19 protein-coding genes and 1 tRNA gene are annotated in these 25526 nt (G+C 67.4%); 17 read left to right on the top strand and 3 right to left on the bottom strand.

Annotated elements, in window-relative coordinates; translation table 11 throughout:
* The first annotated feature begins 76 nt into the window (after positions 1 to 76).
* Positions 77 to 1132 (top strand): UDP-N-acetylmuramate dehydrogenase, encoded by a 1056-nt coding sequence (locus ACFWXC_RS20780; RefSeq protein WP_384480675.1) that lies wholly within the window; start codon positions 77 to 79, stop codon positions 1130 to 1132.
* A 59-nt stretch (positions 1133 to 1191) separates the two neighbouring features.
* On the opposite strand, the gene ACFWXC_RS20785 is transcribed toward ACFWXC_RS20780, so the two are convergent.
* Positions 1192 to 1821, bottom strand: a complete 630-nt coding sequence (locus ACFWXC_RS20785; protein WP_384480677.1) for an NAD(P)-dependent oxidoreductase — start codon at positions 1819 to 1821, stop codon at positions 1192 to 1194.
* A gap of 160 nt (positions 1822 to 1981) precedes the next feature.
* On the opposite strand from ACFWXC_RS20785, the gene ACFWXC_RS20790 reads away from it, so the two are divergent.
* Positions 1982 to 2605 (top strand): TetR/AcrR family transcriptional regulator, encoded by a 624-nt coding sequence (locus tag ACFWXC_RS20790; RefSeq protein ID WP_384480679.1) that lies wholly within the window; start codon positions 1982 to 1984, stop codon positions 2603 to 2605.
* A gap of 18 nt (positions 2606 to 2623) precedes the next feature.
* Positions 2624 to 3292 carry a hypothetical protein gene (locus ACFWXC_RS20795; RefSeq protein WP_384480681.1) on the top strand — a complete coding sequence of 223 codons (669 nt, stop codon included), beginning with the start codon at positions 2624 to 2626 and terminating at the stop codon, positions 3290 to 3292.
* Positions 3293 to 3313: 21 nt separating this feature from the next.
* Here ACFWXC_RS20795 and ACFWXC_RS20800 read toward each other — a convergent pair whose 3' ends face one another.
* Together ACFWXC_RS20800 and ACFWXC_RS20805 are read right to left on the bottom strand one after the other, a co-directional pair.
* A complete protein-coding gene (locus ACFWXC_RS20800) occupies positions 3314 to 4354 on the bottom strand; it encodes an adenosine deaminase (protein ID WP_384480683.1) in 1041 nt (346 codons plus the stop codon).
* A 167-nt stretch (positions 4355 to 4521) separates the two neighbouring features.
* A complete protein-coding gene (locus ACFWXC_RS20805) occupies positions 4522 to 5748 on the bottom strand; it encodes a pyridoxal phosphate-dependent aminotransferase (protein WP_384480685.1) in 1227 nt (408 codons plus the stop codon).
* A gap of 262 nt (positions 5749 to 6010) precedes the next feature.
* On the opposite strand from ACFWXC_RS20805, the gene ACFWXC_RS20810 reads away from it, so the two are divergent.
* The 14 genes from ACFWXC_RS20810 (at position 6011) to fusA (ending at position 25496) form a co-directional block, all read left to right on the top strand.
* Positions 6011 to 6083, top strand: a tRNA-Trp gene (locus ACFWXC_RS20810).
* 108 nt (positions 6084 to 6191) lie between these two features.
* On the top strand, positions 6192 to 6479 hold the full coding sequence (gene secE, locus ACFWXC_RS20815; protein ID WP_053661906.1) for a preprotein translocase subunit SecE: 288 nt from the start codon (positions 6192 to 6194) through the stop codon (positions 6477 to 6479).
* An 80-nt stretch (positions 6480 to 6559) separates the two neighbouring features.
* Positions 6560 to 7462, top strand: a complete 903-nt coding sequence (gene nusG, locus ACFWXC_RS20820) for a transcription termination/antitermination protein NusG (protein WP_384480688.1) — start codon at positions 6560 to 6562, stop codon at positions 7460 to 7462.
* 166 nt (positions 7463 to 7628) lie between these two features.
* Positions 7629 to 8063, top strand: a complete 435-nt coding sequence (rplK, locus tag ACFWXC_RS20825; protein WP_037858373.1) for a 50S ribosomal protein L11 — start codon at positions 7629 to 7631, stop codon at positions 8061 to 8063.
* Between the two features lie 81 nt (positions 8064 to 8144).
* The gene (gene rplA / locus ACFWXC_RS20830) at positions 8145 to 8870 is read left to right on the top strand and encodes a 50S ribosomal protein L1 (protein WP_189268819.1); all 726 of its coding nucleotides are present in this window, start codon (positions 8145 to 8147) and stop codon (positions 8868 to 8870) included.
* A 189-nt stretch (positions 8871 to 9059) separates the two neighbouring features.
* The gene (locus tag ACFWXC_RS20835) at positions 9060 to 9917 is read left to right on the top strand and encodes a hypothetical protein (protein WP_384480691.1); all 858 of its coding nucleotides are present in this window, start codon (positions 9060 to 9062) and stop codon (positions 9915 to 9917) included.
* A gap of 331 nt (positions 9918 to 10248) precedes the next feature.
* The gene (gene rplJ / locus ACFWXC_RS20840) at positions 10249 to 10779 is read left to right on the top strand and encodes a 50S ribosomal protein L10 (protein ID WP_351693785.1); all 531 of its coding nucleotides are present in this window, start codon (positions 10249 to 10251) and stop codon (positions 10777 to 10779) included.
* A 147-nt stretch (positions 10780 to 10926) separates the two neighbouring features.
* On the top strand, positions 10927 to 11310 hold the full coding sequence (gene rplL, locus ACFWXC_RS20845) for a 50S ribosomal protein L7/L12 (RefSeq protein ID WP_351694530.1): 384 nt from the start codon (positions 10927 to 10929) through the stop codon (positions 11308 to 11310).
* Between the two features lie 554 nt (positions 11311 to 11864).
* Positions 11865 to 15350, top strand: a complete 3486-nt coding sequence (gene rpoB, locus ACFWXC_RS20850) for a DNA-directed RNA polymerase subunit beta (RefSeq protein WP_382528382.1) — start codon at positions 11865 to 11867, stop codon at positions 15348 to 15350.
* Between the two features lie 102 nt (positions 15351 to 15452).
* A complete protein-coding gene (locus tag ACFWXC_RS20855; RefSeq protein ID WP_384480693.1) occupies positions 15453 to 19352 on the top strand; it encodes a DNA-directed RNA polymerase subunit beta' in 3900 nt (1299 codons plus the stop codon).
* A gap of 225 nt (positions 19353 to 19577) precedes the next feature.
* Positions 19578 to 21818: a hypothetical protein gene (locus ACFWXC_RS20860; RefSeq protein ID WP_384480695.1), complete on the top strand. Its 2241-nt coding sequence runs from the start codon at positions 19578 to 19580 to the stop codon at positions 21816 to 21818.
* A 667-nt stretch (positions 21819 to 22485) separates the two neighbouring features.
* Positions 22486 to 22857 (top strand): 30S ribosomal protein S12, encoded by a 372-nt coding sequence (rpsL, locus tag ACFWXC_RS20865; protein WP_003948652.1) that lies wholly within the window; start codon positions 22486 to 22488, stop codon positions 22855 to 22857.
* A gap of 2 nt (positions 22858 to 22859) precedes the next feature.
* Positions 22860 to 23330, top strand: a complete 471-nt coding sequence (gene rpsG, locus ACFWXC_RS20870) for a 30S ribosomal protein S7 (protein ID WP_007384059.1) — start codon at positions 22860 to 22862, stop codon at positions 23328 to 23330.
* Positions 23331 to 23369: 39 nt separating this feature from the next.
* Positions 23370 to 25496, top strand: coding sequence for an elongation factor G (gene fusA, locus ACFWXC_RS20875; protein WP_384480697.1), 2127 nt, complete (start codon positions 23370 to 23372; stop codon positions 25494 to 25496).
* The last annotated feature ends 30 nt before the right edge of the window (positions 25497 to 25526 follow it).

Here is a 25526-nt window from a genome sequence, read left to right on the forward strand (position 1 = left end):
CCGGTGGACGGGGCCCCACGCGCGCGTGCGGCTCGTGACGGAGGGAGTGTCGGTGGCGTCTCGTAGTCTTGGGCGCGTGCAGGAACTCCACGACGCCCCCCTCGCCCCCCTCACCACCTTCCGGCTCGGCGGCCCCGCCACCCGGCTGGTCACCGCGACCACCGACGCCGAGGTGATCGCCGCCGTCCGCGAGGCCGACGACAGCGGCACCCCGCTGCTGGTCATCGGCGGCGGCTCGAACCTGGTCATCGGCGACAAGGGCTTCGACGGCACCGCCCTGCGCATCGCCACCACCGGCTTCGAAGCACGCGGTACGACGCTGGAGCTGGCGGCCGGCGGGGTCTGGACCGACGCGGTCGCCCGCACCGTCGAGGCGGGCCTCGCGGGCATCGAGTGCCTCGCCGGAATCCCGGGGTCCGCGGGCGCCACGCCGATCCAGAACGTCGGGGCGTACGGCCAGGAGGTCTCCTCGACCATCACCGAGGTCGTCGCCTACGACCGGCGGGCCGGTGAGACGGTGACGCTCGCCAACGAGGAGTGCGCGTTCTCGTACCGGCACAGCCGGTTCAAGGCCGACCCCGAGCGCTACGTCGTCCTGCGCGTGCGCTTCGGGCTGGAGGACGCGGCCGGGCTGTCGGCGCCGGTGCGGTACGCCGAGGTCGCGCGGGCACTCGGAGTGGCGCAGGGGGACCGGGAGCCGCTGGCCCGCGTACGCGAGACCGTGCTCGAACTGCGCGCCGGGAAGGGGATGGTGCTCGACCCCGAGGACCACGACACCTGGTCGGCGGGGTCCTTCTTCACCAACCCGATCCTCACGGACGAGCAGCTCGCCGACTTCCACGCGCGCGTGCGTGAGCGGCTCGGGGACGAGGCCGAGCCGCCCGCTTACCCGGCAGGCCAGGGGCGTACCAAGACCTCGGCGGCCTGGCTGATCGACAAGGCCGGGTTCGGCAAGGGGTACGGCAGCGGGCCGGCCCGGATCTCCACCAAGCACACGCTGGCGCTGACCAACCGCGGCGCGGCCACGACCGAGGATCTGCTGGAGCTGGCGCGTGAGGTCGTCGCCGGTGTCCACAAGGCGTTCGGTGTGACGCTCGTCAACGAGCCGGTGACCGTGGGCGTGAGCCTGTAGCGGCCGTACCGAGGGGTGCGGGGCCCGTTTGAGACACGGCCCCGCCCTTGCGGGTCGCTTCAGTACGCCACCCCCACCCCCTGCTTCACCGTCCCCGCGTCCTCGATCATCGACAGCATGGCGTGGGCCACGTCCGCTCGGGCGATGAAGCGGCCCTTCGGGGGAAAACCGCCGACCACCGTGCGGTAGGTGCCGGTGAGGGGCTTGTCCTGGAGGCGGGGCGGGCGGACCGACGTCCAGTCGGTGCCGCTGCCGGACAGCTCCGCCTCCATCTCGCGCAGGTCGTCGTAGACCGGCTTGAGGACCTTGGCGACCAGGCCGCGCGCGGTGCGGTCCAGGAGGCCGTCGGCCGGTTCCGGGCCCACCGGGGCCGCGCTGACCACCACGAGGCGCCTTACCTCCTCGGCCTGCATCGCGGCCAGGACCGTGCGGGTCAGGCGGGCGGCGACCCCGGCGTCCCCCCGGCCGCGCGGACCCAGGCCGGAGAGGACCGCGTCCCGGCCGGTGACCGCGGGGCGGACCGCCTCGGGGTCGGTGAGGTCCGCGCGGACCACCTCCAGGCCGGGGCCGGTCACGGTCAGCCTGGCGGGGTCGCGAACGACCGCGGTGACCCGGTGACCGGAGGCCAGCGCCTGGCGGACGATCTCCCGGCCGATCCCGCCGGTCGCGCCGAAGACGGTGAGGTTCATGACTGCTCCCGTGTGCTCATGCGTGCACGTACGCCAGGGGGTGGGTGAGTGTTCACTCACCCCTGTTCGTCTCCAGAGTGGGTAAGTACTCACCCACCCGTCAAGGCTCTTCGGGACATCCGTCGCACCCGCAGGAAAGGGCATGTGATCCTTGGGCGTCATGGAGCAGAAACCGGCCCGCGTCCGCATCCTCGACGCCGCTCACGAGCTGATGCGCACCGCCGGGCTCGCCCGCGCCACCACCAAGGAGATCGCCAGGGCGGCCGGCTGCTCCGAGGCGGCGCTCTACAAGTACTTCCCCAGCAAGGAAGAGCTGTTCGTGCACGTCCTGTCCGAGCGGCTGCCCCGGCTGATCCCGCTGCTCGGCGAGCTCTCCCACGAACCCGGCCGGGGCTCCCTGGAGGAGAACCTCACCCGGATCGCACGCCAGGCCGCCCTCTTCTACGAGGAGAGCTTCCCGATCGCCGCCTCCCTCTACGCCGAGAAGCAGCTCAAACACCGGCTCGACGAGCAGCTGCGGACGATCGGCGCCGGCCCGCATGTGCCGATCGAGGCCCTCGACGCCTACCTGCGCGCCGAACAGGCCGCCGGCCGGATCCGCCAGGGCGCCGACACCTTCGCCGCCGCCTCCCTGCTGCTCGGCGCCTGCGTCCAGCGCGTCTTCGCCTTCGAGGCCACCCCGACCGGCCGGCGCCCGCCGGTGGACACGTTCGCCGCCCGGCTCGTCCGCACCCTGCTCGCCGGAATCTCCGTTGCCGAGGAACCCGGCCGCCCGCGACCCTGATGCCATGAGGCACTGCGTATGCGGCTGAGACTCCGCGAGTTCCGGCCCCGCACCGGTCCGCACGAGCACCGCGTCGTCCAGCCCCGGCAGCCTCTGCGCCACACCTCCCTGCGCGGGCCCGCGCCCGTCGGCACCCTCACGGGCGACCACGACGGGCTCAACCGGCTCGCCGGGCTGTTCTCGTTCGCCGCCCACTCACCGCACACGATCGTCCATGTGCCGCTGCGGGACGGGGTGCCGCCCGACGAAGGGCAGGGACCGCTCGTCGATCTCGTCCTGGCCCACGGCTCGCTGGGCCTGCGCGCCTCGCGGTGGCCCGAGCTGCGCCGGCGGCTGCGGCAGGGCGGCAGCCCGCTCACCGTCCGCACCGACGAGGCGCGGACCGCGCGGGACGCCGCCGCCTGGCGCGCGCGGTGGCGGTACCACGACCGCCGGGACGAGCTACGGCACACCACCCACGCGAACACCTTCTTCCTTTTCGGCGGCCGGGACGCCTTCGCCGAGACCGCCATGTCCCTGGCCTACACGGCTGGCTGGGGGCCCTGGCAGAAACGAGTGGCCGAGGGACACTCGGCACTGCTGTCAGGGCTGTGGGGGCTGCGACAGCCGCCAGGTGGCGGGCACCCCGTCGAGGTCCTGGTCTGCTTCAAGGCGTACCCGCCCTACGCCCACTTCCGGCGCCCCTGATCCGGAGACCGGCACCCGTGATCAGGACACCGGCGCGGTGAGCCACGCGTCGACGCCCGCCAGCAGTTTCGTCTTCACGTCCTCCGGCGCCGCCGAACCCCGTACCGACTGCCGGGCCAGCTCCGCGAGTTCGGCGTCCGTGAAACCGTGGTGCACGCGCGCGATGTCGTACTGGGCGGCCAGGCGGGAGCCGAACAGGAGCGGGTCGTCGGCGCCGAGCGCCATCGGGACGCCCGCCTCGAAGAGGGTGCGCAGCGGAACGTCCTCGGGCTTCTCGTAGACGCCCAGCGCCACGTTGGAGGCCGGGCACACCTCGCAGGTGATGCCCCGGTCCGACAGGCGCTTGAGCAGCCTCGGGTCCTCCGCCGCCCGCACACCGTGCCCGATCCGGGAGGCGTGCAGATCGTCCACGCAGTCCCGCACCGACGCCGGGCCGGTCAGCTCGCCGCCGTGCGGGGCCGCCAGCAGGCCGCCCTCGCGGGCGATGTGGAACGCTCGGTCGAAGTCCCGCGCCATGCCCCGCCGCTCGTCGTTCGAGAGCCCGAAGCCGACCACACCCCGGTCCGCGTACCGCACGGCCAGCCGCGCGAGCGTGCGCGCGTCCAGAGGGTGCTTCATACGGTTCGCGGCCACCAGGACGCGCATGCCGAGACCCGTCTCCCTGGACGTCGTCTCCACCGCGTCCAGGATGATCTCCAGCGCCGGGATCAGCCCGCCCAGGCGCGGGGCGTACGACGTCGGGTCCACCTGGATCTCCAGCCAGCCCGAGCCGTCCCTGATGTCCTCCTCGGCGGCCTCCCGGACCAGGCGCCGGATGTCCTCGGGCTCTCTCAGACAGGAGCGCGCAGCGTCGTACAGCCGCTGGAAACGGAACCAGCCGCGTTCGTCGGTGGCTCGTAGTCTCGGTGGCTCGCCGCTGGTCAGGGCGTCGGTGAGCGCCTCGGGGAGGCGTACGCCGTACTTGTCGGCCAGCTCCAGGACGGTCGCCGGCCGCATCGAACCGGTGAAGTGCAGATGCAGATGAGCCTTCGGCAGCTCAGAGACATCACGTACGTGCTCCATTCCAGGATCCTGCCGTACGCGGCCGCCGTACCGGTAGCCGATTCCCCGTTAGTGGCCTTGCTCGCACACGTAAGCGGGCATCCGCGAACAGGCACACGCGTGCGGGCCGCCTCCCCGGAGGGAGACGGCCCGCACGCGCGCGTGGGCGCGCACCTTCGTGGAAGACGTCAGTCCTGGGCTTCCGCCAGCAGCTTCTGCAGCCGGCTCACGCCCTCGGCGAGGTCCTCGTCACCGAGCGCGTACGACAGCCGCAGGTAGCCGGGCGTGCCGAAGGCCTCGCCGGGTACGACCGCGACCTCGGCCTCCTCCAGGATCAGTCCGGCCAGCTCCACCGAGGAGGCCGGGCGCTTGCCGCGGATCTCCTTGCCGAGCAGCGCCTTGACCGACGGGTACACGTAGAAGGCGCCCTCGGGCTCCGGGCAGACCACGCCGTCGATCTCGTTGAGCATCCGCACGATGGTCCTGCGGCGCCGGTCGAAGGCCTCGCGCATCTTCGCCACGGCCTCCAGGTCGCCGGAGACGGCGGCCAGGGCGGCGACCTGCGCCACGTTGGAGACGTTCGAGGTGGCGTGCGACTGGAGGTTCGTGGCCGCCTTGACGACGTCCTTGGGGCCGATGACCCAGCCGACCCGCCAGCCCGTCATCGCGTACGTCTTGGCGACACCGTTGACGACGATGCACTTGTCGCGCAGCTCGGGCAGGATCGCCGGCAGCGAGGTGAACTTCGCGTCGCCGTAGACGAGGTGCTCGTAGATCTCGTCGGTCAGCACCCACAGGCCGTGCTCGACGGCCCAGCGGCCGATCGCCTCGGTCTCGGCCTCGCTGTAGACCGCGCCGGTGGGGTTGGACGGGGAGACGAAGAGCACGACCTTCGTCCTCTCCGTGCGCGCCGCCTCCAGCTGCTCCACGGAGACGCGGTAGCCGGTCGTCTCGTCCGCGACGACCTCCACCGGGACACCGCCGGCGAGACGGATCGACTCCGGGTACGTCGTCCAGTACGGGGCCGGGACGATGACCTCGTCGCCCGGGTCCAGGATCGCGGCGAAGGCCTCGTAGATCGCCTGCTTGCCGCCGTTGGTGACGAGGACCTGGCTCGCGTCCACCTCGTAGCCGGAGTCGCGCAGCGTCTTCGCGGCGATCGCGGCCTTCAGCTCGGGCAGACCGCCGGCCGGCGTGTACCGGTGGTACTTCGGGTTCTTGCAGGCCTCGATCGCGGCGTCGACGATGTAGTCCGGGGTCGGGAAGTCGGGCTCACCGGCGCCGAAGCCGATCACCGGGCGCCCGGCGGCCTTCAGGGCCTTGGCCTTGGCATCCACGGCGAGGGTGGCGGACTCGGAGATCGCGCCGACTCGGGCGGAGACCCGGCGCTCGGTGGGAGGGGTTGCAGCGCTCATGGGGCCCATCGTTTCAGACCGGAAACCTGCCTGGCACGCCGGTTTCACAGACTGAACAACCACGGGCCGGACCGTGAACAAGCGTGCGGATCCGGTCCCCGGCCAGGACGATCTTCCGTACGGTCGCCCCGGACTGCCATTTTCTGTTCGACGCGGCGCCGCGGACCACGTACACTCACTCCTCGTTGGCCTTCAGCAGGCGCGACCGAGCGGGTGCACTCCGAGCACTCGGCCGGATGCGGTACGTTGGGGGACACAGCAAAGGGTCGTAGCTCAATTGGTAGAGCACCGGTCTCCAAAACCGGCGGTTGGGGGTTCAAGTCCCTCCGGCCCTGCTACACACACCGCCAGGATGTGTGCGCATGTACGTACAAGTATTGCACCGCCGTGCGGCTCAGGAACCGGGCGCGGCACGGCCACGACCCGGGATCAGGTGAGGATGAATGACGGACGCCGTGGGCTCCATCGATACGCCTGATGCCCAGGACGAGGTATCGGAGTCCAAGAAGAAGGCCCGCAAGGGCGGTAAGCGTGCCAAGAAGGGCCCGCTGAAGCGCCTTGCCACCTTCTACCGCCAGATCGTCGCGGAGCTCCGCAAGGTCGTCTGGCCGACTCGCAACCAGCTGACGTCGTACACCACCGTGGTGATCTTCTTCGTCGCCATCATGATCGCTCTGGTGACCGTGATTGACTATGGACTCAACCACGCTGCCAAGTACGTCTTCGGCTGAGCACAGAGCGAAGGGCGCCGTGGTGCCGGCGCCCCTTTTCGCATGTTCCACCCCTATGTATCCAGGAAGAAGCAGCCATCGTGTCTGACCCGAACCTGAACGACGACGCCACCGAGCCCCGCGGGCAGGCGGCCGAGGCGGTCGACGACGAGCTCGACATCGTCGAGGGCGCGGACGAGCAGGACGAGTTCGAGGCTGCCGAAGCCGAACTGGGGGAGCCGGCCGAGGAGACCGCCGTCCACGTCGAGGACGAGGACGAGGATGTCGACGCGGAAGACGCCGACGAGGCTGACGAGTCTGCCGAGGAAGACGCCGACGAGGTCGAAGAGGCCGCCGAGGCCGCTGAGGAAGAGCCCGCCGAGCCGGTCGACCCCGTCCAGGCGCTCCGCGAGGAACTGCGGCTGCTGCCGGGCGAGTGGTACGTCATCCACACCTACGCCGGCTACGAGAACCGCGTGAAGACCAACCTGGAGCAGCGCGCCGTCTCGCTGAACGTCGAGGACTACATCTTCCAGGCCGAGGTGCCGCAGGAAGAGGTCGTCCAGATCAAGAACGGCGACCGCAAGACCATCAAGCAGAACAAGCTGCCCGGTTACGTCCTCGTCCGTATGGACCTGACGAACGAGTCCTGGGGTGTCGTCCGCAACACCCCGGGTGTCACCGGCTTCGTCGGCAACGCCTACGACCCCTACCCCCTGACCCTGGACGAGATCGTCAAGATGCTCGCGCCGGAGGCCGAGGAGAAGGCGGCGCGCGAGGCGGCGGAGGCCGAGGGCAAGCCGGCGCCGCAGCGCAAGGTCGAGGTCCAGGTGCTGGACTTCGAGGTGGGCGACTCGGTGACGGTGACCGACGGTCCGTTCGCCACGCTGCAGGCGACGATCAACGAGATCAACCCCGACTCCAAGAAGGTCAAGGGTCTGGTGGAGATCTTCGGGCGCGAGACGCCGGTCGAGCTGTCGTTCGACCAGATCCAGAAGAACTAGCCTCTTCCGGAAGAAGCTTCCGACCAGGTCAGGCGCGCTGTTCCAGCCGCCTGACCTGCTCGGTTTTTGGCCGCGCATCTATACCCGTTATCGTTGTGCGGTATGCCTGCGTTCGGGTTGGTCCCCTCGCGTAGGCAGGACCCGAAATGAAAGGACCCGGAGAGCTATGCCTCCCAAGAAGAAGAAGGTCACGGGGCTTATCAAGCTCCAGATCAACGCCGGTGCGGCGAACCCGGCCCCGCCGGTCGGCCCCGCGCTCGGTCAGCACGGCGTCAACATCATGGAGTTCTGCAAGGCCTACAACGCCGCGACCGAGTCGCAGCGCGGTTGGGTCATCCCGGTGGAGATCACGGTCTACGAGGACCGTTCCTTCACCTTCGTCACCAAGACCCCGCCGGCCGCGAAGATGATCCTCAAGGCCGCTGGTGTCGAGAAGGGCTCCGGCGAGCCGCACAAGACCAAGGTCGCCAAGATCACCGAGGCGCAGGTCCGCGAGATCGCCCAGACCAAGCTGCCCGACCTCAACGCCAACGACCTGGACGCCGCGTCGAAGATCATCGCCGGCACCGCCCGCTCCATGGGCATCACGGTCGAGGGCTGACCCCCACCTTCGTAGAACCACCGTGGCAGGGCCTGCTCGGCCCGTACACCACGACTCCTTCAGAACCCACAGGAGCAAGTTGTGAGCAAGCGCAGCAAGGCCCTTCGCGCTGCGGACGAGAAGATCGACCGGGAGAAGCTGTACGCCCCGCTCGAGGCCGTCCGTCTCGCCAAGGAGACCTCCACGACCAAGTTCGACGGCACTGTCGAGGTCGCCTTCCGTCTGGGTGTCGACCCGCGCAAGGCCGACCAGATGGTCCGTGGCACCGTGAACCTCCCGCACGGCACCGGTAAGACCGCCCGGGTCCTGGTCTTCGCGACCGGTGACCGTGCCGAGGCCGCGCGTGCCGCGGGCGCCGACATCGTCGGCGCCGACGAGCTGATCGACGAGGTGGCGAAGGGCCGTCTGGACTTCGACGCCGTCGTCGCCACCCCGGACCTCATGGGCAAGGTCGGCCGCCTCGGCCGCGTCCTCGGCCCGCGTGGTCTGATGCCGAACCCGAAGACCGGCACCGTGACCCCGGACACCGCCAAGGCTGTGACCGAGATCAAGGGCGGCAAGATCGAGTTCCGCGTCGACAAGCACTCGAACCTGCACTTCATCATCGGCAAGACGTCCTTCGAGGACGACAAGCTGGTGGAGAACTACGGCGCCGCGCTGGAGGAGATCCTCCGTCTGAAGCCGTCCGCCGCCAAGGGCCGCTACATCAAGAAGGCCGCGGTCAGCACCACCATGGGTCCCGGTATCCCGGTCGACCCGAACCGCACCCGCAACCTCCTCACCGAGGAGGACCCGGCCGCCGTCTGAGCCCCGCGCTCGGTCCGGCAGCCGCGTCAGGGACGCGTCGGCAACAGGACGGGCCCCGCAATCCGAGAGGGTTGCGGGGCCCGCTCCGTTTTCCGGGTACGCCGGCCCGGCCTTGGCGGACTTCGGCCACGGCTGTCAGTGGCCTGGGTTAGCGTCGGGGGTGCGGAACTCGTAGGGGGGTGGGCCGAGATGACGAGGTCGAGTGTGCGCCGGGCGGCCCTGGCGTTCGCGGTGGCGACCGCGCTGACCGGGGTGGCCGCCTGTACCTCCACGGCAGACCCGGACACCGGCGGCGGCACCGCCCACCAGGCGCGCGCCATGTCCGCCCTCCGCTCCGCCGAGCGGTCCACGCACCAGGCCCGGTCGGTGCGGGTCCGCTCCACCACGGCGCTGGGCTCCCTGATGTCCACCGAGGCCGAGGGCACCCTCGGCTGGACGGACGGCCTCACCGGCACGCTCACCATCACCTACACCGGCGGCAGCACCGCCGACCTGATGCGCCGGCTCGACTCCACCTCCCTGGAGACCCGGTACCTCCGGGACGCCTACTACGCCAAGGTCGGCCCCGCCTTCGCCCGGCAGCTGGGCGGCAAGCACTGGATCAAGTACCCGTACGACTACCTCGCCACCCTGGGCGGCGGCTCGGGCGCGATGATGACCGACCTGATGCGCAACACCACGCCCAACCAGTCGGTACGGCTGCTGCTCGCCTCCGGGGACGTGCGCAGGACGGGCGAGGAGCAGGTCTCCGGCGTCCACACCACCCACTACTCGGGCACGGTGAGCGTCTCCGACCTGAGCGGCGAGAGCGAGCTGCGCGACCAGCTCACCCAGGCCGGCGTCGGCACCGAGACCGTCGACATCTGGGTCGACGACAAGGACCTGCTGGTCAAGAAGATCGAGAAAGCCGCCACGGCGAACGGCGCGATGACCCAGACCGCCTACTACAGCGACTACGGCGTGAAGGTCACCGCCGAGCGGCCCCCGGCCGGCGACACCGAGGACTTCAGGACGCTGCTGAAGAAACAGGGCGGCACCGCCTCCTGAGCGCCGAGGAGCGCGCCGAGGGGCGCCGAGCGCCCAGGGCCGCCCAGGAGCGCCGGGCGGAGCCGATTTGCTTGACAGTGCACCGATCCCGTACGCTCCTGACGAAGCCAAAGACCGCTGGTCGTTGCCGTGTGCTCGTAAGAGCGTGCGGTGGCCGAAGGATCCGCTGAACCGCGGACGACCCGCGCAGGTGACTGTGGAAGTGCTCCCGGGACACATGCTCACGTATGTGTGTTCGGTCGAGCTACGCCCCGTGCGCCTGCGCCGGGGCGTTTCGTTTTTCCAGCCCCTTCTGAGCGGTCCTCATCACCCGGAAGGAGGCCGACGCTCTATGGCAAGGCCCGACAAGGCTGCCGCGGTAGCCGAGCTGACGGAGCAGTTCCGCAGCTCGAACGCCGCCGTGCTGACCGAGTACCGGGGTCTCACCGTGGCGCAGCTCAAGACGCTGCGCCGTTCGCTCGGTGAGAACGCCCAGTACGCCGTGGTGAAGAACACGCTGACCAAGATTGCGGCCAACGAGGCCGGGATCTCGACGCTCGACGACCTGTTCAACGGTCCGACGGCGGTCGCCTTCGTCACCGGTGACCCGGTGGAGTCGGCGAAGGGTCTTCGTGACTTCGCCAAGGACAACCCGAACCTCGTCATCAAGGGCGGTGTCCTTGACGGCAAGGCGCTGTCCGCCGACGAGATCAAGAAGCTTGCGGACCTCGAGTCCCGCGAGGTTCTGCTCGCCAAGCTGGCGGGCGCCATGAAGGGCAAGCAGACGCAGGCTGCTCAGCTCTTCCAGGCGCTTCCCTCGAAGCTCGTCCGCACCGTGGACGCGCTCCGTGCCAAGCAGGACGAGCAGGGCGGTGCCGAGTAATTCGGCTCCCGAAATGACCGCCGCCTGAGGCTTCCCGCCCGAGGCAGAGGTCGTTAGCGGGCCGAACGTCTACGCAGTAACGCCGCAAGGCGTACGCCCGCCAGACATGTACATCCGGCACCAGCCGAAATTAGTGGAAGGAAAGCCATCGTGGCTCTCACCCAGGACGAACTGCTCGCCGAGTTCGAGGGCATGACCCTCATCCAGCTCTCCGAGTTCGTGAAGGCGTTCGAGGAGAAGTTCGACGTCACCGCCGCCGCCGCGGTTGCCGTCGCGGGCCCGGCCGGTCCGGCCGCCGCCGCCCCGGTCGAGGAGGAGAAGGACGAGTTCGACGTCATCCTCACCGGTGCCGGCGAGAAGAAGATCCAGGTCATCAAGGTCGTGCGTGAGCTGACCTCGCTCGGCCTGAAGGAGGCCAAGGACCTCGTGGACGGCGCCCCGAAGCCCGTCCTCGAGAAGGTCGCCAAGGACGCCGCCGAGAAGGCCGCCGAGTCCCTCAAGGGCGCCGGCGCCTCCGTCGAGGTCAAGTAAGGCCTCTGAGGTCGATCAGACCTCTGTGCGCTGAAACACGTCCTTCGGGGCTGTAACGCGCGGACCGCGAAGAGCGATCATCCATCCGGGTGGTCGCTCTTCGGCGTTCCTGGGAGGCCGACCACGGTTACCTTGCACCCGCCCCGGCGGGGGGTATGGTGATCTTCGTCGTGTCCCTGGCGCACCGGGTTTGCGCAGGGGGGCCTTGACGAACCGCACGCAGCGCGCAATTCTCAGGACGCGTCGCCAGAACGGTCCGAATCCGAGGCATGGATCGGCGACGAAGAGGGCAGTATCAACGTGCGTTGAGGGCAGGCATGACGCAGGCGTTGACGATGGCGAGGGTCTCAGAAAATGGAGACTGGACATCAGTGTGCCAAGTGGCTACACTGACCCTTTGCGCTGCCTGTTAGCTGTCCCCTGCCCGTCACCAGGGGTCTGCCCTCACCCGAATGCCGACGACCGAACCTCCTCTGAACTGGGGTTTCTGTCTCTGTGTCCGGGAAGGGACCGGGGAGCGCGTAGTGAGTCCGAGCCCTCGGAAGGACCCCCTCTTGGCCGCCTCGCGCACTGCCTCGAACGCGAATACGAACAACGGCGCCAGCACCGCCCCGCTGCGCATCTCTTTTGCAAAGATCAAGGAGCCTCTCGAGGTTCCCAACCTGCTCGCGCTGCAGACCGAGAGCTTCGACTGGCTGCTCGGCAACACCGCCTGGCAGAGTCGGGTCGAGGAGGCTCTGGAGTCCGGTCAGGACGTCCCCACCAAGTCCGGTCTGGAGGAGATCTTCGAGGAGATCTCCCCGATCGAGGACTTCTCCGGGTCGATGTCGCTGACTTTCCGCGACCACCGTTTCGAGCCGCCGAAGAACAGCATCGACGAGTGCAAGGAGCGCGACTTCACGTACGCCGCCCCGCTCTTCGTCACGGCCGAGTTCACCAACAACGAGACCGGTGAGATCAAGTCCCAGACGGTCTTCATGGGCGACTTCCCGCTCATGACGAACAAGGGCACCTTCGTCATCAACGGCACCGAGCGTGTCGTGGTGTCGCAGCTGGTCCGTTCGCCGGGTGTCTACTTCGACTCCTCGATCGACAAGACGTCCGACAAGGACATCTTCTCCGCCAAGATCATCCCCTCCCGGGGTGCCTGGCTGGAGATGGAGATCGACAAGCGCGACATGGTCGGTGTCCGTATCGACCGCAAGCGCAAGCAGTCCGTGACCGTCCTCCTGAAGGCGCTCGGCTGGACGACCGAGCAGATCCTCGAGGAGTTCGGCGAGTACGAGTCGATGCGCGCCACCCTGGAGAAGGACCACACCCAGGGCCAGGACGACGCGCTGCTCGACATCTACCGCAAGCTGCGTCCGGGCGAGCCCCCCACGCGTGAGGCCGCGCAGACGCTGCTCGAGAACCTGTACTTCAACCCGAAGCGCTACGACCTCGCCAAGGTCGGCCGCTACAAGGTCAACAAGAAGCTGGGCGCGGACGCCCCGCTGGACGCCGGCATCCTGACCGTCGAGGACATCATCTCGACGATCAAGTACCTGGTGAAGCTGCACGCGGGCGAGACCGAGACGGTCGGCGACAGCGGTGGCTCGATCGTCGTCGAGACCGACGACATCGACCACTTCGGCAACCGTCGTCTGCGCAGCGTCGGCGAGCTCATCCAGAACCAGGTCCGTACGGGTCTGGCGCGTATGGAGCGCGTCGTGCGTGAGCGCATGACCACCCAGGACGTCGAGGCGATCACGCCGCAGACCCTGATCAACATCCGGCCGGTCGTCGCCTCCATCAAGGAGTTCTTCGGCACCAGCCAGCTGTCCCAGTTCATGGACCAGAACAACCCGCTGTCGGGTCTCACCCACAAGCGCCGTCTGTCGGCGCTTGGCCCGGGTGGTCTCTCCCGTGAGCGGGCCGGCTTCGAGGTCCGTGACGTGCACCCGTCGCACTACGGCCGTATGTGCCCGATCGAGACGCCTGAAGGCCCGAACATCGGTCTGATCGGCTCGCTCGCCTCCTACGGTCGCGTCAACGCGTTCGGTTTCGTCGAGACCCCGTACCGCAAGGTCGTCGACGGCCAGGTCACCGACGAGGTGGACTACCTGACCGCCGACGAAGAGGACCGATTCGTCATCGCGCAGGCCAACGCCGGCCTCAACGACGACATGCGCTTCTCCGAGAACCGCGTCCTGGTCCGCCGCCGTGGCGGCGAGGTCGACTACGTCGCCGGTGAAGACGTGGACTACATGGACGTCTCGCCGCGCCAGATGGTGTCGGTCGCGACCGCCATGATCCCGTTCCTGGAGCACGACGACGCCAACCGCGCCCTCATGGGCGCGAACATGATGCGCCAGGCCGTGCCCCTCATCAAGAGCGAGTCCCCGCTCGTCGGCACCGGCATGGAGTACCGCTCCGCCGTCGACGCCGGTGACGTGGTCAAGGCCGAGAAGGCGGGTGTGGTCCAGGAGGTCTCCGCCGACTACATCACCACCGCCAACGACGACGGCACCTACATCACCTACCGCCTGGCCAAGTTCGCCCGCTCCAACCAGGGCACCTCGGTCAACCAGAAGGTCATCGTCAACGAGGGCGACCGGATCATCGAGGGCCAGGTCCTGGCCGACGGTCCGGCCACCGAGAACGGCGAGATGGCCCTCGGCAAGAACCTGCTCGTGGCCTTCATGCCGTGGGAGGGTCACAACTACGAGGACGCGATCATCCTGTCGCAGCGCCTCGTGCAGGACGACGTCCTCTCCTCGATCCACATCGAGGAGCACGAGGTCGACGCCCGTGACACCAAGCTCGGCCCCGAGGAGATCACCCGGGACATCCCGAACGTCTCCGAGGAGGTCCTCGCCGACCTCGACGAGCGCGGCATCATCCGGATCGGTGCCGAGGTCGTCGCCGGTGACATCCTCGTCGGCAAGGTCACGCCCAAGGGCGAGACCGAGCTGACGCCGGAGGAGCGCCTGCTGCGCGCGATCTTCGGTGAGAAGGCCCGTGAGGTCCGTGACACCTCGCTGAAGGTCCCGCACGGCGAGATCGGCAAGGTCATCGGCGTCCGCGTCTTCGACCGCGAGGAGGGCGACGAGCTGCCGCCCGGCGTCAACCAGCTGGTCCGGGTGTACGTCGCCCAGAAGCGCAAGATCACCGACGGTGACAAGCTGGCCGGCCGGCACGGCAACAAGGGTGTCATCTCCAAGATCCTGCCGATCGAGGACATGCCGTTCCTGGAGGACGGCACCCCGGTCGACATCATCCTCAACCCGCTGGGTGTCCCGTCCCGAATGAACCCGGGACAGGTCCTGGAGATCCACCTCGGCTGGCTCGCCAGCCGCGGCTGGGACGTCTCCGGCCTCGCCGACGACTGGGCCCAGCGCCTCCAGGTCATCGGCGCCGACCAGGTCGCCCCGCGCACCAACGTCGCCACCCCGGTCTTCGACGGTGCCCGCGAGGACGAGCTGGCGGGTCTGCTCCAGCACACCATCCCGAACCGCGACGGCGACCGCCTGGTGCAGCCGTCCGGCAAGGCGCGGCTGTTCGACGGCCGCAGCGGTGAGCCGTTCCCGGACCCGATCTCCATCGGCTACATGTACATCCTCAAGCTGCACCACCTGGTCGACGACAAGCTGCACGCCCGGTCGACCGGCCCCTACTCGATGATCACCCAGCAGCCGCTGGGTGGTAAGGCCCAGTTCGGTGGCCAGCGGTTCGGCGAGATGGAGGTGTGGGCGCTGGAGGCTTACGGCGCCGCGTACGCCCTCCAGGAGCTGCTGACCATCAAGTCCGACGACGTCACCGGCCGCGTGAAGGTCTACGAGGCCATCGTCAAGGGCGAGAACATCCCCGAGCCCGGCATCCCCGAGTCCTTCAAGGTCCTCATCAAGGAGATGCAGTCGCTCTGCCTGAACGTGGAGGTGCTGTCCAGCGACGGTATGTCCATCGAGATGCGTGACACCGACGAGGACGTCTTCCGCGCGGCGGAGGAGCTCGGCATCGACCTGTCCCGGCGCGAGCCGAGCAGCGTCGAAGAGGTCTGACGGGAGTCCGGTAGGGGCCTCGCCACCGCGCGTGGCCCCCGCCGACCCCCAGGCCCCCGTATCAGACCAAAGACTCACAACCCTGAGAGGGATTGACGCATAGTGCTCGACGTCAACTTCTTCGACGAGCTCCGGATCGGCCTGGCCACCGCTGACGACATCCGTCAGTGGAGCCACGGCGAGGTCAAGAAGCCCGAGACGATCAACTACCGCACGCTCAAGCCGGAAAAGGACGGGCTCTTCTGCGAGAAGATCTTCGGCCCCACCCGGGACTGGGAGTGCTACTGCGGCAAGTACAAGCGTGTCCGCTTCAAGGGCATCATCTGTGAGCGCTGCGGCGTCGAGGTGACCCGCGCCAAGGTGCGCCGTGAGCGGATGGGCCACATCGAGCTCGCCGCCCCCGTCACGCACATCTGGTACTTCAAGGGTGTCCCGTCGCGCCTGGGCTACCTGCTCGACCTCGCCCCGAAGGACCTGGAGAAGGTCATCTACTTCGCGGCGTACATGATCACGTTCGTCGACGAGGAGCGCCGCACCCGCGACCTGCCCTCCCTGGAGGCGCACGTCTCCGTGGAGCGCCAGCAGGTCGAGAACCGCCGGGACTCCGACCTCGAAGCCCGTGCCAAGAAGCTCGAGACCGACCTGGCCGAGCTCGAGGCCGAGGGCGCCAAGGCCGACGTGCGCCGCAAGGTGCGCGAGGGTGCCGAGCGCGAGATGAAGCAGCTGCGCGACCGTTCGCAGCGCGAGATCGACCGCCTCGACGAGGTGTGGACCCGCTTCAAGAACCTCAAGGTCCAGGACCTGGAGGGCGACGAGCTGCTCTACCGCGAGCTGCGTGACCGCTTCGGCACGTACTTCGACGGCTCGATGGGTGCCGCGGCGCTGCAGAAGCGCCTGGAGTCCTTCGACCTCGACGAGGAGGCCGAGAAGCTCCGCGAGATCATCCGTACCGGCAAGGGCCAGAAGAAGACCCGTGCGCTCAAGCGCCTGAAGGTCGTCTCCGCGTTCCTGCAGACCAGCAACAGCCCCAAGGGCATGGTGCTGGACTGCGTGCCGGTCATCCCGCCGGACCTTCGCCCGATGGTGCAGCTGGACGGTGGCCGCTTCGCGACCTCCGACCTGAACGACCTGTACCGCCGTGTGATCAACCGCAACAACCGCCTGAAGCGCCTTCTCGACCTCGGTGCGCCCGAGATCATCGTGAACAACGAGAAGCGCATGCTCCAGGAGGCCGTCGACGCGCTCTTCGACAACGGCCGTCGCGGTCGCCCGGTCACCGGTCCCGGTAACCGTCCGCTGAAGTCCCTCAGCGACATGCTGAAGGGTAAGCAGGGTCGATTCCGTCAGAACCTGCTCGGCAAGCGGGTGGACTACTCCGCGCGTTCCGTGATCGTCGTCGGTCCGCAGCTGAAGCTGCACCAGTGCGGTCTGCCGAAGGCCATGGCGCTGGAGCTCTTCAAGCCGTTCGTGATGAAGCGCCTGGTCGACCTGAACCACGCGCAGAACATCAAGAGCGCCAAGCGCATGGTGGAGCGCGGCCGCACCGTCGTGTACGACGTCCTCGAAGAGGTCATCGCCGAGCACCCGGTGCTGCTGAACCGTGCGCCCACCCTGCACCGTCTCGGCATCCAGGCCTTCGAGCCGCAGCTGGTCGAGGGCAAGGCCATCCAGATCCACCCGCTCGTCTGCACCGCGTTCAACGCGGACTTCGACGGCGACCAGATGGCCGTGCACCTGCCGCTGTCCGCGGAGGCGCAGGCCGAGGCCCGCATCCTGATGCTGTCCTCGAACAACATCCTCAAGCCCGCCGACGGCCGTCCGGTGACGATGCCGACCCAGGACATGGTCCTCGGTCTGTTCTTCCTCACCACCGACGGCGAACTGCGTGACACCAAGGGCGAGGGCCGGGCGTTCGGCTCCACGGCCGAGGCGACCATGGCGTTCGACGCCGGCGAGCTGGCGCTGCAGTCGGCGATCGACATCCGCTTCCCGGTGGGCACCATCCCGCCGCGCGGCTGGACCCCGCCGGTCGTGGAGGAGGGCGAGCCGGAGTACCAGACCGGTGACACCTTCCGGCTGCGCACCACCCTGGGCCGCGCGCTCTTCAACGAGCTGCTGCCCGAGGACTACCCGTTCGTCGACTACTCGGTGGGCAAGAAGCAGCTCGGCGAGATCGTCAACGACCTGGCGGAGCGCTACCCCAAGGTCATCGTGGCGGCGACGCTCGACAACCTGAAGGCGGCCGGCTTCTACTGGGGCACCCGCTCCGGTGTCACCGTGGCCATCTCCGACGTCGTCGTCCCCGAGGCGAAGAAGGCGATCGTCGCGGGCTACGAGGCGCAGGACGAGAAGGTTCAGAAGCAGTACGAGCGCGGTCTGATCACCAAGGAAGAGCGCACGCAGGAGCTCATCGCGATCTGGACCAAGGCGACCAACGAGGTCGCCGAGGCGATGAACGCGAACTTCCCCAAGACGAACCCCATCTTCATGATGGTTGACTCGGGTGCCCGAGGAAACATGATGCAGATGCGGCAGATCGCCGGTATGCGTGGTCTGGTGTCGAACGCGAAGAATGAGACCATCCCGCGTCCGATCAAGGCGTCCTTCCGTGAAGGCCTCTCCGTCCTCGAGTACTTCATCTCCACGCACGGTGCCCGTAAGGGTCTCGCCGACACCGCCCTGCGTACCGCCGACTCGGGTTACCTGACCCGTCGTCTGGTGGACGTCTCGCAGGACGTCATCATCCGCGAGGAGGACTGCGGCACCGAGCGCGGCCTCAAGCTGCACATCGCGGAGGTCGGCGCGGACGGTGTGCTGCGCAAGGCGGAGAACGTCGAGACCAGCGTGTACGCACGTGCGCTGGCCGAGGACATCGTCGTCGACGGCGTGGTGCTGGCCCCGGCCAACACCGACCTCGGTGACGTCCTCATCGACGAGCTGGTGGCCCGTGGCGTCTCGGAGGTCAAGACCCGCTCGGTCCTGACCTGTGAGTCCGCCGTCGGCACCTGCGCCATGTGCTACGGCCGTTCGCTGGCCACCGGCAAGCTGGTCGACATCGGTGAGGCGGTCGGCATCATCGCCGCCCAGTCCATCGGTGAGCCCGGTACCCAGCTGACGATGCGTACCTTCCACACCGGTGGTGTGGCCGGTGACGACATCACCCAGGGTCTGCCGCGTGTCGTCGAGCTCTTCGAGGCCCGTACCCCGAAGGGTGTCGCCCCGATCTCCGAGGCCCAGGGCCGCGTGCGGATCGAGGAGACCGAGAAGACCAAGAAGCTCGTCATCACCCCGGACGACGGCAGCGACGAGACGGCGTTCCCGATCTCGAAGCGCGCCCGGCTCCTGGTCAGCGAGGGCGAGCACGTCGAGGTGGGCCAGAAGCTCACCGTGGGTGCCACCAACCCGCACGACGTGCTGCGCATCCTGGGCCAGCGTGCCGTCCAGGTCCACCTGGTCGGCGAGGTCCAGAAGGTCTACAACTCGCAGGGTGTGTCGATCCACGACAAGCACATCGAGATCATCATCCGGCAGATGCTCCGCCGCGTGACGATCATCGAGTCCGGCGACGCCGAGCTGCTGCCCGGCGAGCTGGTCGAGCGCTCGAAGTTCGAGCACGAGAACCGTCGTGTGGTCCAGGAGGGCGGTCACCCGGCCTCCGGTCGTCCGCAGCTCATGGGTATCACCAAGGCCTCGCTGGCCACGGAGTCCTGGCTGTCGGCGGCGTCCTTCCAGGAGACGACGCGAGTCCTCACCGACGCGGCGATCAACGCCAAGTCCGACTCGCTCATCGGCCTCAAGGAGAACGTCATCATCGGTAAGCTCATCCCGGCCGGTACGGGTCTGTCCCGCTACCGCAACATCCGGGTCGAGCCGACCGAGGAGGCGAAGGCCGCGATGTACTCGGCCGTCGGCTACGACGACATCGACTACTCGCCGTTCGGCACGGGCTCCGGCCAGGCCGTTCCGCTGGAGGACTACGACTACGGTCCGTACAACCAGTAGTAGTGGGTTCTGAAGGGCGGTCACCCCGTTGCGGGGTGACCGCCCTTCGGCGTGTTCGGACTCGTCACGCCGGTCAGTCTGAATCACGGGAAAAACGAGCAACGACCTTATTCGGATGATCAATAGTGATCCCGCTTCACCATTAAGTGGAGGATTTATCCGCTAAGCCATCGTGAAAGCTAGGGTATTAATCCCATACATGAAGGTCTCAACTGGGAGGGATCGATGCTCACCATCGAAGCGAACCTCGCCGATTTTCCAGTCCCTCGTCGATGGACACAGCGATCCAGCTCCATCCCCTGGGTCCCTGGCAACGTGGATCAGATGATCCCGAACTTACGTCACCTATTGCGCGACATCGAGTGTGACGGGGCGGTGGAAAGGCCGTTCACCTGGCCCGTTACCGGTGCGGAAACAACAATCAAGGCGGCCGTGCACAGTCTTGGCTCCTGCGGACTCATCGTCAAAGGCAGGGACACGCTGCGTCTGTCGCACGAAGCCCGGGTCTTCCTGGACCGTGAGGACGCCGACTACTTGGGCGCGGTTCTTCACGCGAACGTCCGCTTCGTGGGCGAGATGTTGCGCGAGATTGATTCAGGAAGGAGTCACACCGAGCTCAACAAGGCGGCGGAGATTTCATACGGGCTGAAATGGGGAACCCTCGACCAAGTACGTCGGCGCTCGAGTTGGTTGCGCGCCCTCGGTCTTGCGGAGCTGTGGGATCACAGTAATCAGGTGGTACTGACCGATCGCGGCCGTTCGCTGCGCGATGCCCTTCAGCTCACACAGACGAACGAAATCCCGGGGTTCACGGACCTGTATCAGAAAGCGCCCGAACTGAAGCCTGCAGGGCCGCTTACGCTTGCGGCACTCGAAAGGCTCGACCAGAACGCACTGGCTCACCGCAAGCCGCAGTTGGGGTATCTCGCCGGCGGGAGTTCTCTGGAAAATTTCCGTATTCTCGCAGACCTGGCCTCCCCGTCCACGACCAAGGACGACTACATTCAGCAATGCGTCGACCAGTTCACCGTCAAGAAATCCTCGGCCGAGCAGACACTGTGGTCACTCAGAGCCTTGAACATCCTCGAGCAGGTCGGCATGCACACCTTCGCCCCAGCTCCGGTGGCCGTCGAGTGGCTGGATTCAGGGAACCCGCTTGACCTCGTGCGCATCCTGCATTGCAAGGTCGCGCTGGTCGGCGAGGTCCTCTCGGCTCTGCGCGAGGAGTCGGAAACCGGGGCGGTTTTGCGCTGGCTGACCCTCAGATTCCCTGGTCACCGGCTCTCCCGCGGGGAGCTGACACGCCGGTTTGCCATTCTTAACGACGCGGAACTCATCGAGCGCATCGGCCATACCCGGTATCGGATCACCCCTCTGGGTGAACTGTTCCACGCTGCCCTTCCCTACCTGGAGCGGGCCGAAGCCCACTCCTCGTCTCATCGCGAAAGCCAGGAAGCCGGGCCGGCGGATACCTCGTCCGCGGAGATGGGCAACCATGTGCAAGAGGTCCTCGATGCGGCCTTCGACAGCGCCAACCCCCGACGGTTCGAGGAAGCCGTAGCGGTCGCCTTCCGCCTCTTGGGCCTGGAAGTCGAACAGCATGGTGGACCTGGAAAGACGGACCTGCTCGTGGTCTTCTGGATTTCTCCCACGAGGCGCTGCCGTGTGACTGTCGAAGTGAAGACGGACTCGGCTGGTGTGGTCCACGAGAACGACATCAAATTCGACGCTCTGGAGGAGCATCGGAAGATTCACAGGGCGGAACGGGTCATCGTGGTGGGGCCAGACTTCGGTGGTCGCCTGCCGCAGTGGGCCAAGAAGAAAAACATCCCACTCATCTCCGCGGGCAACATCGCGGAGTGGCTCAATCGTTCACGCGGTGCGCGACTCTTTCCTCAGGAGTTGTTCGACATCATCCTGTCCGGGTCTGCGCACTCTGTCTGGACTTCTGCCACACGCAGTCTCGAAGCCGTCGGGCAGGTGTCGAGCGCTCTCTGGGAGAGTGGTAATGACGAGAATGACATCGAATTCAACGAGGGCGCGCTGACCGCTCGCGACATCTGGCGCATGAGTAAGGGCACGGAGAGAAATCCCCTCAGCCCTCGTGAGATCGAGGATGCACTTTCGCTCCTGAGCAATCCACTACTGGCAGCCTCCGTCAGGACGAAGAACGGTGAATTCATCGCGACAGCACCGCCCCAACTCGTCGCGGCTCGACTGCGTACCTTCGCCGACGCCCTGGAGGACGGCCTTCCCGGACTTGCCGGGTCGTCCGCCTCGGACCACCACGTGCTCTCGGCGGAGCAGGAGGAAGCCGCGGTACGGAATCCCGAGCGGGCCACTCCTGACGTCGCCCCGGAACAGGTGCGGCGTTGGGCCAAGGTGAACGGGCGGCCGGTCAGTTCCAAGGGCCGCCTGCCGAACAGTCTCGTCGCCGAGTACCTGGCCGCGGCCGACGGCACCTGAACGGCACCCGTCACGGAATCCCCGTCTCGGAGATTCACGCAGGGCGGGGACGGCTCCGCCGCCACTGCGGCCGTGGTGAAGAACACGGTGTTGCTTGTCGACGAAGGGGAGTGGACGGAGAGGAGGATCGCGGAGTCGTGGAGACGCCACTGCGCGCCCGCCGGCGTGCGGGCCGCTGCCCGTGGTCTCCGAGACCGCTCGGATCAGGCCCGGACCAGCGGGAAGAGCGCGATCGAGTTCTGTTCGGCAGGGCACGGACCGTCCCCAGGGGGATGTCCCAGGGGGCGCTCCGGGCACCCGGCGAGTGGAAGACCTGACCGTCTTGCGCAGCCCGGGACTCCGCGCCCGCTCCCGTTCGCGTGTCGTTGGCTTTCGTGGTATATCGGAGACCACGGATAAAACCGCAGCTCAGGCCCTCCCCAACCGGTCCCGCTTCTTTTGTTTTGACCGAAGTGATTGCGCTGGGTACGCTCAGACCTTGTGCCTGGGGTGTGCCCTGATCCTCGTGCGTGCCTTCAAACCGCACCGGAGTGACGAAGTGGCCACCGCGATCCGCGCCCCCTTCTGCCGTTCGGCAGGAGTCCGCGGAATCCGACACACCCGACCGCGTGGGTCGGCGACGTTCCAGGTTAGCTTCACCATTCGGCACACAGAAACCGGAGAAGTAGTGCCTACGATCCAGCAGCTGGTCCGGAAGGGCCGGCAGGACAAGGTCGAGAAGAACAAGACGCCCGCACTCGAGGGTTCCCCTCAGCGTCGTGGCGTCTGCACGCGTGTGTTCACGACCACCCCGAAGAAGCCGAACTCGGCCCTGCGTAAGGTCGCGCGTGTGCGTCTGACCAGCGGTATCGAGGTCACTGCTTACATTCCGGGTGAGGGACACAACCTGCAGGAGCACTCCATCGTGCTCGTGCGCGGCGGCCGTGTGAAGGACCTGCCCGGTGTTCGCTACAAGATCATCCGCGGCTCCCTTGACACCCAGGGTGTCAAGAACCGCAAGCAGGCCCGCAGCCGCTACGGCGCCAAGAAGGAGAAGTAAGAATGCCTCGTAAGGGCCCTGCCCCGAAGCGCCCGGTCATCATCGACCCGGTCTACGGTTCTCCTCTTGTCACCTCGCTCATCAACAAGGTGCTGCTGAACGGCAAGCGCTCCACCGCCGAGCGCATCGTGTACGGCGCCATGGAGGGCCTGCGCGAGAAGACCAGCAACGACCCGGTCATCACGCTCAAGCGCGCGCTGGAAAACATCAAGCCGACCCTTGAGGTCAAGTCCCGCCGTGTCGGTGGCGCCACCTACCAGGTGCCGGTCGAGGTCAAGCCCGGCCGCGCCAACACCCTGGCGCTGCGCTGGCTGGTCGGCTACTCCCGCGCCCGTCGCGAGAAGACCATGACCGAGCGTCTGCTCAACGAGCTTCTCGACGCTTCGAACGGCCTCGGTGCGGCCGTCAAGAAGCGCGAGGACACCCACAAGATGGCCGAGTCCAACAAGGCCTTCGCGCACTACCGCTGGTAGTCGCTACCCACATCGAGACCGAGAGAAGACTGAAGCCTTATGGCTACCACTTCACTTGACCTGGCCAAGGTCCGCAACATCGGGATCATGGCCCACATCGACGCGGGCAAGACGACCACTACCGAGCGGATCCTGTTCTACACCGGTGTGTCGTACAAGATCGGCGAGGTTCACGACGGCGCCGCCACCATGGACTGGATGGAGCAGGAGCAGGAGCGTGGCATCACGATCACCTCTGCTGCCACCACCTGTCACTGGCCGCTGGAAGACGTCGACCACACGATCAACATCATCGACACCCCGGGCCACGTCGACTTCACCGTCGAGGTGGAGCGTTCGCTCCGCGTGCTCGACGGTGCCGTGACGGTGTTCGACGGCGTCGCGGGTGTCGAGCCCCAGTCCGAGACCGTTTGGCGTCAGGCGGACCGCTACGGCGTGCCGCGTATCTGCTTCGTCAACAAGCTCGACCGGACCGGTGCCGAGTTCCACCGCTGTGTCGACATGATCAGCGACCGACTTGGTGCGACGCCGATCGTCATGCAGCTCCCGATCGGTGCCGAGGCCGACTTCAAGGGCGTCGTCGACCTGGTCACGATGAAGGCGCTCGTGTGGTCCGCCGAGGCGGAGAAGGGCGAGATGTACGACGTCGTCGACATCCCGGCCACCCACACCGAGGCTGCCGAGGAGTACCGCGGCAAGCTCGTCGAGACCGTCGCCGAGAACGACGACGAGATCATGGAGCTGTACCTGGAGGGCCAGGAGCCTTCCGTGGAGCAGCTGTACGCCGCGATCCGCCGTATCACCATCGCGTCCGGCAAGTCCAAGGACGTCACGGTCACCCCGGTGTTCTGTGGCACCGCGTTCAAGAACAAGGGTGTTCAGCCCCTGCTCGACGCGGTCGTGCGCTACCTGCCCTCCCCCCTGGACGTCGAGGCCATCGAGGGCCACGACGTGAAGGACCCGGAGGTCGTGGTCAAGCGCAGGCCGTCCGACGACGAGCCGCTGTCCGCCCTCGCGTTCAAGATCATGAGCGACCCGCACCTGGGCAAGCTCACCTTCGTCCGGGTGTACTCGGGCCGCCTGGAGTCCGGCACGGCCGTGCTGAACTCCGTCAAGGGCCGCAAGGAGCGCATCGGCAAGATCTACCGCATGCACGCGAACAAGCGTGAGGAGATCGAGTCGGTGGGCGCCGGCGACATCATCGCCGTCATGGGTCTGAAGCAGACCACGACCGGTGAGACGCTGTGCGACGACAAGCAGCCGGTGATCCTGGAGTCCATGGACTTCCCGGCGCCGGTCATCCAGGTCGCCATCGAGCCCAAGTCGAAGGGCGACCAGGAGAAGCTGGGCATCGCGATCCAGCGCCTGGCCGAGGAGGACCCGTCCTTCCAGGTCCACTCGGACGAGGAGACCGGCCAGACCATCATCGGTGGTATGGGCGAACTGCACCTCGAGGTGCTGGTCGACCGTATGCGCCGTGAGTTCAAGGTCGAGGCCAACGTCGGCAAGCCGCAGGTCGCCTACCGCGAGACGATCCGCAAGGCCGTCGAGCGCGTGGACTACACCCACAAGAAGCAGACCGGTGGTACCGGTCAGTTCGCCAAGGTGCAGATCGCGATCGAGCCCATCGAGAGCGGCGACGCCTCGTACGAGTTCGTGAACAAGGTGACCGGTGGCCGTATCCCGAAGGAGTACATCCCTTCGGTGGACGCCGGTGCGCAGGAGGCCATGCAGTTCGGCATCCTCGCCGGTTACGAGATGACCGGTGTCCGCGTGATCCTGCTCGACGGTGCCTACCACGAGGTCGACTCCTCCGAGCTCGCGTTCAAGATCGCCGGTTCGCAGGCCTTCAAGGAGGCCGCGCGCAAGGCGTCTCCCGTGCTCCTTGAGCCGATGATGGCCGTCGAGGTCACCACGCCCGAGGACTACATGGGTGAGGTCATCGGCGACATCAACTCCCGCCGTGGTCAGATCCAGGCCATGGAGGAGCGGGCCGGTGCCCGCGTCGTGAAGGGCCTCGTGCCCCTCTCGGAGATGTTCGGTTACGTCGGCGACCTGCGCAGCAAGACGTCCGGCCGGGCCAGCTACTCCATGCAGTTCGACTCCTACGCCGAGGTTCCGCGGAACGTCGCCGAGGAGATCATCGCGAAGGCCAAGGGCGAGTAACGCACCGCGCTACGACGCTTTAGGCTTGAC

This window comes from Streptomyces sp. NPDC058683, from assembly GCF_042716195.1.
Taxonomy (GTDB): Bacteria; Actinomycetota; Actinomycetes; order Streptomycetales; family Streptomycetaceae; genus Streptomyces.